The 14,314-nt window shown below is 64.1% G+C and carries 18 protein-coding genes; 6 read left to right on the forward strand and 12 right to left on the reverse strand.

What is annotated here, in order from left to right; translation table 11 throughout:
* Positions 1 to 326: 326 nt before the first annotated feature.
* Complete coding sequence (locus ACOJCM_RS07010) at positions 327 to 509, forward strand: hypothetical protein (protein WP_445211355.1); 183 nt, start codon at positions 327 to 329, stop codon at positions 507 to 509.
* A 114-nt stretch (positions 510 to 623) separates the two neighbouring features.
* On the forward strand, positions 624 to 2,570 hold the full coding sequence (locus ACOJCM_RS07015; protein ID WP_445211356.1) for a methyl-accepting chemotaxis protein: 1,947 nt from the start codon (positions 624 to 626) through the stop codon (positions 2,568 to 2,570).
* Between the two features lie 4 nt (positions 2,571 to 2,574).
* Here the strand turns inward: ACOJCM_RS07015 and ACOJCM_RS07020 are convergent, their stop codons facing one another.
* On the reverse strand, positions 2,575 to 3,396 hold the full coding sequence (locus tag ACOJCM_RS07020) for a Tim44 domain-containing protein (RefSeq protein ID WP_445211357.1): 822 nt from the start codon (positions 3,394 to 3,396) through the stop codon (positions 2,575 to 2,577).
* A 96-nt stretch (positions 3,397 to 3,492) separates the two neighbouring features.
* On the opposite strand from ACOJCM_RS07020, the gene ACOJCM_RS07025 reads away from it, so the two are divergent.
* Entirely contained in the window at positions 3,493 to 4,068 is a 576-nt protein-coding gene (locus ACOJCM_RS07025; RefSeq protein WP_445211358.1) for an isochorismatase family protein, read from the forward strand.
* A 2-nt stretch (positions 4,069 to 4,070) separates the two neighbouring features.
* On the opposite strand, the gene yaaA is transcribed toward ACOJCM_RS07025, so the two are convergent.
* Together yaaA and ACOJCM_RS07035 are read right to left on the reverse strand one after the other, a co-directional pair.
* Entirely contained in the window at positions 4,071 to 4,850 is a 780-nt protein-coding gene (gene yaaA / locus ACOJCM_RS07030; protein ID WP_445211359.1) for a peroxide stress protein YaaA, read from the reverse strand.
* Between the two features lie 116 nt (positions 4,851 to 4,966).
* Positions 4,967 to 5,998 (reverse strand): NADP(H)-dependent aldo-keto reductase, encoded by a 1,032-nt coding sequence (locus ACOJCM_RS07035; RefSeq protein ID WP_445211360.1) that lies wholly within the window; start codon positions 5,996 to 5,998, stop codon positions 4,967 to 4,969.
* 241 nt (positions 5,999 to 6,239) lie between these two features.
* On the opposite strand from ACOJCM_RS07035, the gene ACOJCM_RS07040 reads away from it, so the two are divergent.
* On the forward strand, positions 6,240 to 6,758 hold the full coding sequence (locus tag ACOJCM_RS07040) for a tetratricopeptide repeat protein (protein ID WP_445211361.1): 519 nt from the start codon (positions 6,240 to 6,242) through the stop codon (positions 6,756 to 6,758).
* Between the two features lie 60 nt (positions 6,759 to 6,818).
* Positions 6,819 to 7,313, forward strand: a complete 495-nt coding sequence (locus ACOJCM_RS07045; protein ID WP_445211362.1) for a hypothetical protein — start codon at positions 6,819 to 6,821, stop codon at positions 7,311 to 7,313.
* An 11-nt stretch (positions 7,314 to 7,324) separates the two neighbouring features.
* Here ACOJCM_RS07045 and ACOJCM_RS07050 read toward each other — a convergent pair whose 3' ends face one another.
* The 8 genes from ACOJCM_RS07050 to ACOJCM_RS07085 form a co-directional block, all read right to left on the reverse strand.
* Positions 7,325 to 8,296, reverse strand: a complete 972-nt coding sequence (locus ACOJCM_RS07050; protein ID WP_445211363.1) for an NAD(P)H-quinone oxidoreductase — start codon at positions 8,294 to 8,296, stop codon at positions 7,325 to 7,327.
* Positions 8,297 to 8,305: 9 nt separating this feature from the next.
* The gene (locus ACOJCM_RS07055) at positions 8,306 to 8,863 is read right to left on the reverse strand and encodes an LOG family protein (RefSeq protein ID WP_445211364.1); all 558 of its coding nucleotides are present in this window, start codon (positions 8,861 to 8,863) and stop codon (positions 8,306 to 8,308) included.
* 68 nt (positions 8,864 to 8,931) lie between these two features.
* Positions 8,932 to 9,453 carry a DUF501 domain-containing protein gene (locus ACOJCM_RS07060; protein WP_445211365.1) on the reverse strand — a complete coding sequence of 174 codons (522 nt, stop codon included), beginning with the start codon at positions 9,451 to 9,453 and terminating at the stop codon, positions 8,932 to 8,934.
* Entirely contained in the window at positions 9,425 to 9,754 is a 330-nt protein-coding gene (locus ACOJCM_RS07065) for a hypothetical protein (RefSeq protein ID WP_445211366.1), read from the reverse strand. The genes ACOJCM_RS07060 and ACOJCM_RS07065 overlap by 29 nt, the downstream gene beginning before the upstream one ends.
* An 86-nt stretch (positions 9,755 to 9,840) precedes the next feature.
* Complete coding sequence (ybaK, locus tag ACOJCM_RS07070; RefSeq protein WP_445211367.1) at positions 9,841 to 10,311, reverse strand: Cys-tRNA(Pro) deacylase; 471 nt, start codon at positions 10,309 to 10,311, stop codon at positions 9,841 to 9,843.
* Positions 10,308 to 10,721 carry an acyl-CoA thioesterase gene (locus ACOJCM_RS07075; protein ID WP_445211368.1) on the reverse strand — a complete coding sequence of 138 codons (414 nt, stop codon included), beginning with the start codon at positions 10,719 to 10,721 and terminating at the stop codon, positions 10,308 to 10,310. The genes ybaK and ACOJCM_RS07075 overlap by 4 nt, the downstream gene beginning before the upstream one ends.
* Positions 10,722 to 10,797: 76 nt before the next feature.
* Complete coding sequence (locus ACOJCM_RS07080) at positions 10,798 to 11,613, reverse strand: hypothetical protein (RefSeq protein ID WP_445211369.1); 816 nt, start codon at positions 11,611 to 11,613, stop codon at positions 10,798 to 10,800.
* A gap of 23 nt (positions 11,614 to 11,636) precedes the next feature.
* Positions 11,637 to 12,071, reverse strand: coding sequence for a hypothetical protein (locus ACOJCM_RS07085; protein ID WP_445212057.1), 435 nt, complete (start codon positions 12,069 to 12,071; stop codon positions 11,637 to 11,639).
* A 36-nt stretch (positions 12,072 to 12,107) separates the two neighbouring features.
* On the opposite strand from ACOJCM_RS07085, the gene ACOJCM_RS07090 reads away from it, so the two are divergent.
* Positions 12,108 to 13,286: a MalY/PatB family protein gene (locus tag ACOJCM_RS07090; RefSeq protein ID WP_445211370.1), complete on the forward strand. Its 1,179-nt coding sequence runs from the start codon at positions 12,108 to 12,110 to the stop codon at positions 13,284 to 13,286.
* A 53-nt stretch (positions 13,287 to 13,339) separates the two neighbouring features.
* Here the strand turns inward: ACOJCM_RS07090 and ACOJCM_RS07095 are convergent, their stop codons facing one another.
* The gene (locus ACOJCM_RS07095; protein ID WP_445211371.1) at positions 13,340 to 14,272 is read right to left on the reverse strand and encodes a tetratricopeptide repeat protein; all 933 of its coding nucleotides are present in this window, start codon (positions 14,270 to 14,272) and stop codon (positions 13,340 to 13,342) included.
* Positions 14,273 to 14,314: the final 42 nt, after the last annotated feature.

Consider the following 14,314-nt stretch of genomic DNA (forward strand, 5'->3'; position numbering starts at 1 on the left):
GTTCGACCGCCCTCGCGGCAGTGCCGCGAAGGGCCGGGCGGTCTCACCCCCATGCGAGAGTAGCGGAGCGCCGCCCGGGACATTGTCAGGCATCTCTTCCCAAACCCCGCGTTCGAAAGAACGCGGGGTTTTCTCGTTTGTGGCCTTCCCCGGACCCCTTCAGTCGGGAACTGGTGAAACTATAGATCCCAGCTTCGAAAGTGGACGGGGGATTCGTGAAATAGCGCCTTACAAAGGCGAACAGCTCCATACAGGAACGAGTGGCGCGGATGCCGGACAGCAAGTAGCGTTAGCCTTACAGGATCATTAAGCCGAGAGCAGAGCGAATGCACCCAAGGAAATGCCTGGTCGTTGCGTGGTGGGCTGCTGCTGCCAGCATAGGGCTGGCAGGCTGCGACAATATGGGCCTGGGAGACAGGACCGAGCGCAATATCGATGAATCCATGGAGGAGGTGGAAGAGAGCCTGGAGGATGTCAGCGAAGAAATCGAGGAGGATGCGGAGGAATAATAGAAAGCAGCGCCTACCCTACAGATTTACCCTTGGCAGCCGATAGCCGTGTTGACCGAATGGTCAGATTGGCGTGTCTCCCCTGACGATACGCCTCAGCCAAGGGAAACCAACATGAATAACCTCACGATAGCCCAGAAGCTGATGCTCTGCATCAGCCTGAGCATTCTGCTGATTGTCGGCGGTTCCACAATCGTTCAATACAGGCTGTTCAGTGGACTCGTCACGGAAAGAGTCACCATGGAGGAATTGCCAGCCACGCTGGTGAGCATCCGCAACGATATCGATGCGACACTGACCGGCCCCATAACCACCGCCCAGAGCCTTGCCTACAACCCTTACCTGCAGGCCTGGCTTTCAGAAGGGGAACCTGCCGAAGAGACCGCAAGGGCGGTGGAGTACTTCAGGGACATTCAGCAGCGTACCGGTGCCAGCATCGTTTTCTACGTTTCGGCACGCAGCGGCAACTACTATACGGCGAGTGGCATCGAGCGCACGCTTAGCCGTGAGCGCGACCACTGGTTCTACGAACTGGTGGATGCCAGGGATGGTGACATCTACCAGTTGAACGTCGACGACGAAGCCGGTCAGGTCCAGGTCTTCATCAACCATATCATCGAGGCTGATGGTGAGCGTGTCGGAATCGCCGGCGTCGGCTATTCACTTGAAGACAGGGCGGACACCATACGCAACTATCGTCTGGGGGAGAGTGGCAGCATATTCCTGGCGAGTCGAGACGGAACCATCAGCATCCACCCGGATGGGGCAGCAAGGATCGGGCAACCCATTGAAGCCCTGCCGGGTTGGGAGAACATTGCGCCTGAACTGTTGAGCGGGGAGGGGTATCGCTATGCCATCGCGAAGAATGAACAGGGAGACGAACAGCTGGTAGCTGCCATCGGAGTGCCGGGTACCGAGTGGATAGCGTTTGCCCAGATTCCCCGTGATGAACTCTTTGCCGATCTCAACCGTGCGGTGCTTGTTGTTGTGGCGATCGTGGCTCTGATCATGGTGGCCAGCCTGGCGATTATTGCCTTGCTGTTGAAGACGCTTTTCCGGCCTATACGACGCACGGCCCACGCCATGCGGGGGATTGCCGAGGGTGACGGCGACCTGACGTTGCGTCTACCGGTTCAAGGCCGGGATGAGAGCAGCGAGTTGGCCGTGCAGTTCAATGCCTTTGCCGACAAGATGCACGACGTCCTGGCTGAGGTAAGACGCAGCAGCGACTCGGTGCGTGTGGCTGCCCAGGAAATCGCCGTTGGGGGACATGATATGTCCCGGCGCACCGACCAGGCAGCCTCCAGCCTTCAGCAGACGTCGGCCTCCATGGAAGAAATCAATGGCACCGTTGCCAATACCTCAGCCTCTTCGCAGGAAGCGAGCTCGCTCTCCCAGGCAGCGTCAGACCTGACGCAACGGACCAGCGGCAAGGTGGAACACGTCATCGCAACGATGGGCGAGATCCAGAATGCCTCTATGCGGGTCGCCGATATCGTCAAAGTGATGGACGACATCGCTTTCCAGACCAACCTGTTGGCTCTCAACGCTTCGGTCGAGGCAGCGCGGGCGGGAGAGAGTGGCAGGGGCTTTGCCGTGGTGGCCGGTGAGGTGCGGCAACTGGCCACGCGCAGTGCCGCCGCCTCACGCGACATACGCCAACTCATCGAGGCCTCGAGCGAGAAAGTGCAACGTGGCACGCACTTGGTGCGTGAGACCGGCGATGCGATGCAGGAACTCATGGCAGGAGTGGACAGGGTAGCCTGCATGCTGGGGGAAATCAGCCATGCCGCCAGCGAGCAGAGCGATGGTATCGGTCAGGTCAACATCGCCGTGGCGGAGCTCGACAGGATGACGCAGCAGAACGCTGCGCTGGCGGAAGAGACCACTTCGGCTGCCGACCAACTGCGTGAGCAAGCCGATCGGCTGGCCGAGATGGTAGGACGTTTCAGGCTGAACCCGAGCTCGCCGTCGCTTCAGCCTGTGGAACCCCGGGACGCAGCCACATTGAGCCAGCCCCGCGCGAGGCGTGGCCAGCCCTTGGCATTGCCGGCGCTGTAAATCCTCAAACGGCAGCGTTCTGTTCGATGCCCTGTAGGTACCACGGTGCGCCGTCTTGCACTTCGCGAATCAGGTGCCAGGTTTCGTTGAACTCGCTCTGGTTGCCGTTCTCGTCGAGGATGCCATGGAAGATCACCGTGGCCTCGGCCTGGCGACCGACTTCACGCACGTCGCCCAGCTCGGCGAAGAGACGCACGATTTCCGTGCGGTTGTTCGCCGGCTGCCGGCTGCGCTCTTCACGCAGCAGGTTATAAAGCTCCGGTGTGACGTACTCCTGGATGCCACCGAAATCGTTGTTGTCCCAGGCGCGCTGCAGGGTCATGAAATGTTCCTTGGCGCCGGAAAGGAACCGCTCGCGATCGAACCAGGCCGGCAAGCTGGCGAAGGAGCCGCTGCCCGCGGCGGCGCCCGGGGCTGACTGGAACGCTTGGGGTGCAGCGCCTGGCTGATGCTCGCTCGGCTGCGGCCCGCCGGCCACGGCTGTGCGGCGGCGCGCGAGGAGGCGGAACAGCAGGAAGCCGAGCCCGGCAATCAGCAGAATGTCCATCAGCCGCAGCTCGTCGAAAGCCCCTCCGAAGAACAGGGCGGCAAGCAGCCCGCCGGCCAGCATACCGCCCAACATGCCGGGCATGCGCGAGCCGGCGACGCGGTTCGGCTGAGCCTGTCGTGCGGGTGCGGCCTGATTGGGAGAGGCCGCCGGACGGTCGGCCGAGCGGGAGAAGCTGCCCACATTGCCACCGCCGCCCAGGCGGCGGGCTTCGGCATGTTCAACAGCGAGGCCGAAGCCCAGCATGGCGACCATGAGCATGACCAGAAAATGTCGCATCGGATGCAATTCTCTTGTAGGGAGGGGGAAGCGTAATTGGGGAGTCCCATTCTAGCGGTTATGCTGTCGGAAGTGATGCTAAAAAAGGGGAAATCCATGCGCTTGAAGGCCCAAGAGAGTCTGCTGCTGATCATCGATCTTCAGGCGGGCCTGTTACCCGTGATCGACGGAGGCAACCAGGCAGTCGCCGAGGCGTCGTGGCTTGGCGGGGTCGCCTGTGCCCTGTCCATACCGGTCTGGCTGACCGAGCAGTATCCGCAGGGCTTGGGCGGGACCGATCCGCGACTGCTGGAGGCGCTGCCTGACATTCGCCTTTGGCGGAAGATGCATTTCAATGCGCATGCCGAGCCGGACTTTGCCAGGGCGCTGGCCAGTAGCGGCAGGAGACAGATCGTCCTGAGCGGCAGTGAAGCGCATATCTGCGTGATGCAGACCGGCCTGGGACTGCTGGAGGCAGGCTATGAGGTCTACTGGCTGGGCGAGGCGGCAGTCAGTCGGCGCGCTGAGGAGGCAAAGCTAGCCCGCGAGCGCATGGTTAGCGCGGGAGCGACGCCGGTGAGTGCCGATATGGTGGCCTACGAGTGGCTTGAGCGCTGTGATGACGAGCGTTTCCGCCAGATACATCAACGTTTTCTCAAGCCGCGCGCGTCGCGCCCGCTGCGCTTTTTCTGAGCCTACGATTGACCTTCGCGGCGAGTGAACACCAGTGTATCGCCTTCCGTCATGGCTGGATTGAAGGTATAGCCAGCAACATCGAAGTCCCTGAGCGCTTCGGGGTCATCCAGGCGCTGGCGAATCATCCAGGCAGCCATGAGCCCGCGTGCCTTCTTGGCATAGAAACTGATGATCTTGTATTGGCCGTTCTTCTCGTCCTTGAACACCGGATTTACCACGCGGGCGTCTAGCCGCTTGGCATCGATGGCCTTGAAGTACTCGTTGGAAGCCAGGTTCACCAAAACCTTGGAGCCGCTCTCGGCGATGGCACGGTCGAGCGCCTCCGTCAGAGCGTCCTGCCAGAAAGCGTAGAGGTCCTTGCCGGCCGGGTTGGGCAGCCGGATCCCCATCTCGAGACGGTAGGGTTGGATCAGATCGAGCGGGCGAAGCAGGCCATACAGCCCCGAGAGGATGCGCAGGTGCTGCTGAGCGAAGGTATTGTCGTCATCGCTGAAGGTGGCGGCCTCGAGCCCGACATAGACGTCACCCTGGAACGCTTGGGCCGCCTGCTTGGCATTGTTCGCGGTAAAGGGTGGGCGCCATTCGGCGAAGCGTGCGGCATTGAGCCCGGCCAGCTTGTCACTGATTCCCATCAGCTCGCTGAGCTGCTGAGGGGAATAGTCGCGCAATATCCGAATCAGCTCCTGGCTGCGCTCGAGGTAGTCCGGCTGCGAGTGGAGCTTCGTGGTGGCGGGGGTCTCGAAATCCAGCGTCTTGGCTGGCGAGATGACGCTCAGCATGGGCACTCCTGTACCAGAATGAGGCGAATCGGGACCCCGATTATATCAGCAGCCAAACGGCCCCGGGGCTATCGGGGCGATAGCCCCGGGACATGGTGCGTCGTAAGGGGGAGGGGTCAGGGGCTGGGATTGGGGATGCGCTTGTGCACCTCGTCAATGGCATCGATCACGCTCTGCTCGAGCTTGAGCGACTCGCTGGCCAGGTTGTCCTCGAGCTGCTCCATGGTGGTGGCGCCAATGATGTTGCTGGTCAGGAAGCTGCGCGAATTGACGAAGGCCAGTGCCATCTGGGCCGGATCGAGATCATGCTTGAGTGCAATGTCGACGTAGGCTTGGGTGGCTTGCTCGGCCAGTGGCGAGGTGTAGCGCTTGAAGCGTTCGTACAATGTCAGGCGAGCGCTTTCGGGCCGCTTGCCAGCGAGATACTTGCCCGACAGCACGCCGAAGGCCAACGGCGAATAGGCCAGCAGCCCTACGTTCTCGCGATGGGCGATCTCGGCCAGGCCGACCTCGAAGGTACGGTTGAGCAGGTTGTAGGGGTTCTGGACCGAAGCAACCCGTGGCAGCTCCAGGCGCTCGGCGAGCTGCAGCGATTTCATCACGCCCCAGGGCGTATCGTTGGAAAGACCGATGGCGCGAACCTTGCCTGCCTCGACCAACTCCTTGAGTGCGTCGAGCGTTTCTTCCAGCGGGATGGGCTGCTGCTCATCATCGTGCTCGTAGCCCAGCCGGCCGAAGTAGTTCGTAGCGCGCTCGGGCCAATGCAACTGATAGAGATCGACATAATCGGTTTGGAGCCGCTTGAGGCTGGCGTCGATGGCCCGGTGGATGTGATCGCGGTCGAGGCGTGGACCGCCACGAATATGCTCGAGGCCCGGACCGGTCACCTTGGAGGCGATGATCACGTCGTCGCGGCTACCTCGGCGCTTGAGCCAGCTGCCGATAAACTTTTCGGTGAGGCCCTGGGTTTCAGCGCGGGGCGGTACCGGATACATCTCGGCTGTATCGATGAAATTGATGCCGAAGGCTACGGCGCGGTCGAGCTGTTCATGGGCCTCGGCTTCGCTGTTCTGCTCACCGAAGGTCATGGTGCCCAGGCACAGGCGGCTGACCTCGATGCCAGTGTCGCCAAGCGGTCGCGTCTGCATTTTCGCTCCTGGTAAGGGTAGGATCGGTAGCGTTCTTGTTCACATCCAGAGCCATGCTAGCCGAGGCCTACCGAGGCAGCAAATCATGGGGGTTGAGTCGCCGCCGGGGCGAGCGTATGCTGGCCACCCTCAGCGGCCCGGCGGAGTCCGCGGCAAGCTCAAGACAGGCCATGGCGAAGACCACAGGGTGGTGCGAAACGCCATGCGGCCGGTTCAAGACGAACGCAAGGTTGTTTGCACAATGACGCAGGCATCATCACTGTTCACACGACTCGAATACCGTCTTGCGGAACAGCTGTTCCATACACGCTGGCTGCCGCGCTCCCCGCGGACCCAGCGGTTGACCATGCATCTCTTCGCGCGCTGTGCCGACGCCGGCCATCCTGCTGCGCTCTCGCTCTATGGCCACATGCTCTTCCAGCGAGGCGTCAGCCCCCAGGACAAGGCGCGCGGGGCCCGCTACGTCATCGAGGCGGCGCAGGCCGGCAATCTCAAGGCCCAATACCAGGCCGGACGCATCCACGAGCATGGCTGCGCCCAGTATCCGCGTCGTGAGGAGCGTGCCGTGACCTGGTATGCCCGCGCCGGAGAGGCAGGCCATCCATTGGCCGCCATGAGGCTTGCCAAAGCGTATCGCCTCGGTGAGCTGGGGTTGCCTGTGGATGCCGCTCAGGCCGAACGCTGGCAGGTCCTTGCCGATCGCCACGCCGGGATGGATGGGGGCGAGCTGGACAGCGAGATGGTCCAGGCCCGACACTAACCGTACGTTACCGGCCACGGCTCATGCCATGCCGCCCTGCTTCTGAGGACCTGCCCATTCGTGACGCTGCCGACATTGCTGGATATCGAGGCGTCCGGATTCGGGCGCGGTAGCTACCCGATCGAGATCGGCCTTGCACGGGCCGACGGGAGCTGCTGCGCCTTCCTCGTCCAGCCGCTAGAGGAGTGGACGCACTGGGACCCCAAGGCTGAGCTGCTGCACGGCATCTCTCGTGCACGCCTGCAGCGTGAGGGGTTACCGATCGCTCACGTCGCGCGCTGGCTCAATGACGAGCTGGGCGAGATCGGCGTCGCCTACAGCGACAGCTGGGGCTACGACAACACCTGGCTCTCCCTGCTGTTTCACCATGCGGGAATGCTGCCTGCCTTTCGCCTCGAGGCGCTGCGTATCCTGCTAAGCGAAAGTCAGCTTGCCCTGTGGCACAGAACGCGAGAGGCACTGGTGCAGGAACTGGGAATATGCCGGCATCGTGCCGCCGAGGATGCACGCCTGCTGCAACTCACCTACCAGCGTACCCTTGCCGACAGCAGCTGACTTGCGTTCGCTCAGCCCTCCCCGCTCACCGCCAGCAGCACCTTGCCGATGTTGGCATCCTCCTGCACGTAGGCGTGCGCCGCCTCCGCCTCGTCGATCGGCCAGGTGCGGTCGATCAACGGGCGAATCTCGCCACTGACCAGGCGAGGCCAGACATGTGCCAGTAGCGCCTCGAGAATGACGCCCTTGGCCGCCGGTGGCTTGGCGCGCAGGGTCGATCCGATCAGGCGCTGACGCTTCATCAGCATGCGACCCAGGTCGAGTTCTGCACGTCGTCCGCCCATCAGACCGATCAGCACGAGGCGGCCATCGGCGTTGAGGACGCGTTGATTGTCTTCCAGATAAGCGGCGCCCACCGGATCGAGGATCATATCGGCACCGCCCCATGCCTTGACGGCATCGACGAAGCTCCCCTCATGTCGGTTGAAGACGGCGTCGGCACCAAGCTCACGGCAAGCGGTGAGCTTGGCATCGCTGCCCGCCGTGACAAAGCAAGGGCGGCCGAAGGCGCGACAGAGCTGTATCGCTGCGGTACCGACGCCGCTGGCGCCGGCATGCAGCAGAACTCGCTCGCCTGCCGACAGCTGCCCTTCCATGAAAAGGTTGAGCCAGGCGGTGGCGAACACCTCGGGCAGGGCCGCCGCCTCGCGCAAGCCGAAGCCCTCGGGTAGCGGCAGCACCTGGCGGGCATCTACGACGACTTCCTCGGCGTAACCACCTCCGGCGAGCAGGGCGCAAACCTGCTCGCCCGGGCGCAGGCCATCGACACCGGGGCCGACGTCGACCACCGTACCGCTAACTTCGAGGCCGGGGACCTCGCTGACCCCGGGGGGTGGCGGATAATGGCCGGCGCGCTGCATCAAGTCGGCGCGATTGACGCCGGCCCAGGCGACACGCAGCCGCACTTCACCGGGGCCGGGTCCTTCGGGGCTGGGAAGCTCGCGCCAGTGCAGGCGCTCCTGTTCGATGGCGATAGCATGCATGACGTTCTCCTAGGAGCGGGCGGCAGCGAGACGGGCCTCCAGCGCATCCAGCAGGGCCGCAGGCTCCTCGGCATCGACCAACTGGGTTCTGGTGCGTGCGTTGAGGAAGCCGTGCTCCACGGTATTGTCGAGAAACGCCAGCAGCGGGGCGTAGAAGCCGGCGGTATCCAGCACGCCGATGGGCTTGTCGTGCAGCCCCAGGTACTGCCAGGTCCAGGCTTCGAACAGCTCCTCCAGGGTGCCGATGCCGCCGGGCAGCGCGATAAAGGCATCGGCATGGGCCGCCATACTGGCCTTTCGCTCGTGCATGTTGTTCACGCGAATGAGGCTAGGCAGTCCGGTATGGGCCTGCTCACGCTCCACCAGATGGTCGGGCATCACCCCGATCACGTCCCCGCCACCGTCCAGCACGGCGTTGGCCAGCTCGCCCATCAGGCCGATGCGAGCTCCGCCATAAACCAGGCCGTGACCGCGAGCGGCCAGCTCATGGCCGAGGGCGCGAGTGGCTTTGAGAAAGGCGGGATCCCGACCCTCGCGGGAGCCCAGATAGACACAGAATCTCGACATGCGCTTCTCCTTGGCAAGCTCTTATCCTAGCTGGCAGGGAGGCGCTTCGAAAGCGCTGTAGGGGGCTCTCAGGGCAAGCAATCCGCCACGGCGAACTCGGCATCGAGCCATTGGCCGATCACGTTATGGCCGCACAGGTGATGGGCGTACTGTGTGTGCAGGCAGCGAACCTGATCCCAGTTGGCGATGCCACCGATGCCCCGCTCACGCATCACGCTCTCGTAGCCGAGCCGTTCGACTTCGCTGCGCTGCGCCTCGCTCATGCAGCGCCAACGGGTCTCGACATAATCGCGATGGCTGGCATGGTAGGCGGCAAGAAAATCGGCGTCCTGCTGTAGCCTCGATTCAATCTGTTTGATGACTCCGCTGGCTTCGATGCGCGAAATGTCGATCTTGAGGCGCTCGGAACAGAGCCAGTAGAGGGTGGGGAAAGGTTTGCCGTCGACGATGGGTGCCATGCGCAGCACCAGCGGCGTGCCTTCCCCATCGGTGGCAGCGACCGCCTCGATGCCGCGCGGGGCACGTCCCAGTTGCTCGGCGATGATGGCGAGCTGTCGGGTGTCAGGCATTTGGTCGGTTTGGATCACCATCGTCGGCGTCTCGCACGAACTTGTTGGAGCGGCCCACGGCGCGGAAGAAGGTCCGGTTGAGCTGCTCGGGCGAGGGCACATAGCCACGCCACTGGCGTTCGCAGTACTCGTTGGCCCGTGCCATCAGCACATCGTAGAGGCGATTGAACGGCGCATCATAATCGTAGGGATCGGCACCGAACAAGCGGATATGCGGATAGTCGGCAAAGCGCTCCATGAAGTAGCGCTCCAGATCGGCTTCCACGGCCCGATGCTGGGCGACATTATCGGGATCGAGCCAGAGATTGTAGCGGATAGCCATAGGCGACTCCTGCCAGCGATGAATGGCCCGCATGCTGCGGGACATAGCCTTTGACCCCTCGGGATCGAGATCGGCTCATGCCGGATTCATTCCCGGGCCAGCGGGGCAAGATGAGCCTGACACAGGCGGATCAGGTCGGCAGGAGACAGGGCGATCTCCAGCCCGCGCCGGCCGCCGCTGACATGAAGCCTGTCGAACGCCTGGGCGCTGGCATCAATAAAGGTAGGCAATCTTTTTTTCTGGCCCAGCGGGCTGATGCCGCCCAGCACGTAACCGGTGGCACGCTCGGCCTCGGCTGCCTCGGCCATGCTCGCGCGTCGAGCGCCGGCGGCCTTGGCCAGCGCCTTCAAGTCAAGCTGGCCGGTGACCGGCACGATGCCCACCGCCAGCCGACCGTCGTCGAGTCGGGCGATGAGGGTCTTGAAAACGCCTCGAGGGTCGAGCCCCAGGGCGCGTGCCGCTTCCTCGCCGTAGGCCGGCGCACGAGGATCATGATCATAGGCTAGCAGCTCGAAATGTGCGCCGTCGCGTTCCAGCGCCTTGACGGCTGGGGTCATGCGCCGGTCGGCTCCTCGATCGGCTGCAGGTGGGCTTTCAGCGCATCGCGCAGCTCCCCCTCGATGGGGACGGCGCGCTTGGTGCCATGATCGAAGTGCACCATCACGGTGTGGCCCAGGTTGGTCAGCTCGCCTTTCTGCCACGCCTCCTGGGTGACGGTGAAGGAGCTGTTGCCCAGCCGCGAGATATAGGTGCGAATCTCGATCTCGTTGCCGTAGTGCAGCTCGGCGCGGTAATCGACTTCCATACGTGCCATGATCAGCCGCCACTTGCGCGGGTCCAGGTCCGGCGTGAACAGGCGGAAGAGATCGTTGCGCGCCAGCTCGAACCAGGCGGGCAGGCGCGTGTTGTTGACGTGGCCCAGGGCATCGGTGTCGTAGAAGGCAGGCTCGATGGTGCGCACGAACATGGAGGTTCCTTTTCGTCTTGTGATTTTGGGACATGCCGGTAGCAGACTGCCAGCATTGCCCCGAGCAAACGCTAGGTCAAGTACCGGCCGCTCGTCTTGCGCCTTGCCAGGCTTGCAATCGCATCCAGCCCAGCAGCCACAGCGTCGCGGCGGCGAAACCGGCCAGAGTGCCCCATAACAGGCCCAGCGCGGCGTAGGTGAGCGATACGCAGAGCGTATAGCACAGCAGCGCACCGAGGCCGGCGGGATAATGCTTGATGACCGTGGCGGCCGGCGCGGCACCGTGGGTAAGGTGCAGAATCACCAGGAGTGGATACATCGAAATCGGGAAGGCCGCCAGCATGCCGGCCCAGGAGACCGGCAGCACGTGGGCCAAGGCGGTAACCAGGAACACGATGGCGGTGGCGAGCCCTGCGCGAAGCGCCAGCGCCGGCCAGCGCGAGCCGCCGGGCCGGGCCGCGGCTCGCGTATCCGGCAGGTGCCGATAGAGCCAGGTAAAGGCGAAGATGGCGAGCAGGGTGACCAGGGTGCCGCTCAGGCGGTCGAACTCGAAGCGTGTCAGCACGAGGCTTGCCAGCCACCACGCAACCAGGCCGCCTGCGGTACCGCCAAGCACGCCGCGCAAGCCGTCGCGTCGCCCGCACAGCAGGTAGCCGCCACCCAGCGCCATGGTTGCGGTGAAGCCTGCCAGGCTGAACACGGCACTTTCGGCGGCAAAGCCCGGTGAGATTTCCAGGCCGATGAAGAACAGGGCGATCGCGGTGCCCAGCGGATAGCCGGCGAGCAGTCCCGCCACACGAGTGCTCACACGCTCGGCGACCACCGACAGGCCGAGCACGATGCCGATCGATACCAACAGCTTGGCCAGCTGCCAGCTCAGGGGAACATCCATGATTTTTCCTTGGGTGTGGAGGGCTAGATGAGGCGCAGCCCCTGGCGATCGGCCCAGGCGGCGCCTACCGCATGGATCAGCTTCTCTTGCAGGTGGACGGGCAGGGCGGCGCGCGCCTCGTCGACGCTCTCGAAGTCGCGGTTTCGCAGCCAGCAGTAGGCCCAGGCGCAGGCCTCCTCATCGCTTCTCGGTACCGGTCGCGACGGCATCTGAATGAGCAGGAAGGTAGCGGTACGCGCGGCCCAGAGAGGGACGTCGTCACCCGTTTCGGACTCGCTCCATGCCTCGAGCGTCGCCCCGTCGGGCGTTGCCTCGGGCTCGCCCAGGTGCGCCACGCGAGCGGTCTCCGCCAGAATCAGCGCGAGGCGATCCGGGTCGCCCTGACCCAGGCAACGCCACTGCCCGATCAGCGCCGGAACGCCCCGGCGTACCTTGGCATAGAAGCCGCTTTGCGGCATGGTTTCGCTCATATCGCTACTTCCCGAGGAGAGAACATGGAGTTCGATTTTGCCACGCCCATCGAGCGGCGCCACCCCGAGCGGGGCGAATGGCCGTCGCAGAAATGGCATCGCTATGATGCCAGTATCCTGCCGCTGTGGGTGGCCGACATGGATTTTCGTTCTCCTCCCGAGGTCATCGAGGCGCTGCATGCCCGGGTCGAGCATGGCGTCTTCGGCTACGGGCAGGTGTCCGACAGCCTCAAGCGTACTCTCTGCGAGTGGAGCGCGCGGGAATACGGCTGGCAGATCGAGCCGGAGTGGCAGCTGTGGCTGCCCGGCGTGGTGCCGGCCCTGCACTTGGCCAGCCTGGCGCTGACCGAGCCGGGGGAGGGCGTGCTGACGATAACGCCCATCTACCCGCCGTTCCTCAAGGTGGCCGAGCGCACCGGCCGACTGGCCCAGCAGGCGACCTTGGCCGAGCCGAGCGCGCCCGGCGAGCCCTGGCGCCTTGACCTGGAGGCACTGGAAGCGGCGATAACCCCCGAGACGCGGCTGCTGCTGTGGTGTCATCCCCACAATCCCACCGGGCGGGTGTGGAGCCAGGAGGAGCTGGCCGGCCTGGCATCGCTGGTCGAACGACACAATTTGCTGGTGGTGTCCGATGAGCTGCATTGCGACCTGCTGCTTGACGAGGGAGCCGCGCATCGACCGCTGGCTGCGGCGTTTCCTGGCCTGGCGGCACGCATCATCACGCTGTGGGCTCCGTCGAAAACCTTCAACCTCGCCGGGCTCACTGCCGCGTGTGCGGTGATTTCGGATGTCTCGCTGCGCCAGCGCTTCGCCGCGGCGAAGCGAGGCCTGCTGCCGGACGTCAATGTGCTGGGGCTTGTCGCCGCCGAGGTGGCCTATGCTTCCGGCAATCCGTGGCGGCAAGCGTTGCTCGAGGTGCTGCGTGGCCATCGCCGGAGCCTGGTCGAGCGCGTGGCCCAGTGGCCGGGTGTGAGCATGAGTGTCCCGCAGTCGACCTACCTGGCCTGGCTCGACCTGCGCCGCGCAGAAGGGCTCGTCCAGCGACAGGGTTCGCCGCAGCAGATCCTGGTGAACGAGGCAGGCGTCGCGCTCTCCGACGGTGCCGACTTCGGCTGGCCGGGGTTCGTGCGCCTGAATTTCGGTACCACCGCGTCGCAGCTCGAAGCGGCGCTGGCGCGCCTCGATAGTGTCCTGAAGGGCTGAAGCAACTTGAGGCGGAAGGAGAGGGCGGCCCAGGCTGGGTCGCCCTTCGTTGCTCAATAAAGCAGGGTAAACAGCTTGCGGCGGTAGGTCACGGTCAGGGGGTGGTCGGCGCCCAGGGCGTCGAAGACCCGTAGCAGCGTCTTGCGCGCTGCGTCGTCCTCATAGCCGCGATCCTTGCGCATCACGTCAAGGAGCCCCTCGAGCCCGGCCTCGTAGTCGCCATCGGCAACCTGGCGCAGGGCACGCTTGTATCTCGCTTCGCTGTCGTCGCGCCCGGCCAGGGCGGCCAGCTCCTCGTCGGAAGGCGCCTCCTTGCGGAATTCGATGCTGGCACGCACGCCGCGAGCCGGGGCCGAATCGCGCTCTTCGGGCGGCAGGTTGTCGAGCAGGGCGAGGGCCTCCTGACTGCGCCCTTCCGCCACCAGTGCCCGCGCCAGCTCAACCTGATAGGCGTAATGTTCCGGGTTTTCCTGTACGAGCTGTTCATAGATGGCGCGGGCGGTGGCAGCGTCACCCTGGGCCAGGGCTTCGGCGGCCTGCTCCTCGGGGCTCGCCGGAGCATCTTCGGGGGCGGGAAAGTAGCGTGAAAGCCACTCGCGGATCTCCTTCTCCGGCAGCGCGCCCTGGAAGTGATCCACCAGTCCGCCCTGACTGACCAGCTTGACGTCCGGCACCGAACGCACGCCAAGCTGGGCGGCAATCTCCTGGTTCTCCTCGATGTTGAGCTTGGCCAGGATGAAGGCGCCGCGATACTCCCGGGTCAGCTTTTCGAGAATGGGCATCAGCGCCTTGCAGGGCTGGCACCAGGGCGCCCAGCAATCGAGCAGTACCGGCACCTGCATGGAGAACTCCAGCAGCTGCTGAATGTTGTCGCGACCGACATCGATGATCAGCTGTTCGTCGCCGGGCGAGGCGTCCGGCGATGGTGAGGAGGAATCCTGAGGCGCCGTCAGGGGAGCACCGCTGCGAGGGTCGACGATGGACATGGGATTTGGCCTTGCACAAAAGGTGAGTTTGATCGAAAGATG

The organism is Billgrantia hypersalina, from assembly GCF_052584175.1.

What these genes read in the sequence shown, in the direction of transcription:
- ACOJCM_RS07025 (WP_445211358.1), top strand. Translation starts at nt 3,493, where the DNA reads ATGCGCTTGAAGGCCCAAGAGAGTCTGCTGCTGATCATCGATCTTCAG.
- ACOJCM_RS07040 (WP_445211361.1), top strand. Translation starts at nt 6,240, where the DNA reads ATGACGCAGGCATCATCACTGTTCACACGACTCGAATACCGTCTTGCG.
- ACOJCM_RS07095 (WP_445211371.1), bottom strand. Translation starts at nt 14,272, where the DNA reads ATGTCCATCGTCGACCCTCGCAGCGGTGCTCCCCTGACGGCGCCTCAG.
- ACOJCM_RS07080 (WP_445211369.1), bottom strand. Translation starts at nt 11,613, where the DNA reads ATGGATGTTCCCCTGAGCTGGCAGCTGGCCAAGCTGTTGGTATCGATC.
- ACOJCM_RS07055 (WP_445211364.1), bottom strand. Translation starts at nt 8,863, where the DNA reads ATGTCGAGATTCTGTGTCTATCTGGGCTCCCGCGAGGGTCGGGATCCC.
- ybaK (WP_445211367.1), bottom strand. Translation starts at nt 10,311, where the DNA reads ATGACCCCAGCCGTCAAGGCGCTGGAACGCGACGGCGCACATTTCGAG.
- ACOJCM_RS07075 (WP_445211368.1), bottom strand. Translation starts at nt 10,721, where the DNA reads ATGTTCGTGCGCACCATCGAGCCTGCCTTCTACGACACCGATGCCCTG.
- ACOJCM_RS07035 (WP_445211360.1), bottom strand. Translation starts at nt 5,998, where the DNA reads ATGCAGACGCGACCGCTTGGCGACACTGGCATCGAGGTCAGCCGCCTG.
- yaaA (WP_445211359.1), bottom strand. Translation starts at nt 4,850, where the DNA reads ATGCTGAGCGTCATCTCGCCAGCCAAGACGCTGGATTTCGAGACCCCC.
- ACOJCM_RS07060 (WP_445211365.1), bottom strand. Translation starts at nt 9,453, where the DNA reads ATGGTGATCCAAACCGACCAAATGCCTGACACCCGACAGCTCGCCATC.
- ACOJCM_RS07065 (WP_445211366.1), bottom strand. Translation starts at nt 9,754, where the DNA reads ATGGCTATCCGCTACAATCTCTGGCTCGATCCCGATAATGTCGCCCAG.
- ACOJCM_RS07050 (WP_445211363.1), bottom strand. Translation starts at nt 8,296, where the DNA reads ATGCATGCTATCGCCATCGAACAGGAGCGCCTGCACTGGCGCGAGCTT.
- ACOJCM_RS07020 (WP_445211357.1), bottom strand. Translation starts at nt 3,396, where the DNA reads ATGCGACATTTTCTGGTCATGCTCATGGTCGCCATGCTGGGCTTCGGC.
- ACOJCM_RS07015 (WP_445211356.1), top strand. Translation starts at nt 624, where the DNA reads ATGAATAACCTCACGATAGCCCAGAAGCTGATGCTCTGCATCAGCCTG.
- ACOJCM_RS07090 (WP_445211370.1), top strand. Translation starts at nt 12,108, where the DNA reads ATGGAGTTCGATTTTGCCACGCCCATCGAGCGGCGCCACCCCGAGCGG.
- ACOJCM_RS07010 (WP_445211355.1), top strand. Translation starts at nt 327, where the DNA reads ATGCACCCAAGGAAATGCCTGGTCGTTGCGTGGTGGGCTGCTGCTGCC.
- ACOJCM_RS07085 (WP_445212057.1), bottom strand. Translation starts at nt 12,071, where the DNA reads ATGCCGCAAAGCGGCTTCTATGCCAAGGTACGCCGGGGCGTTCCGGCG.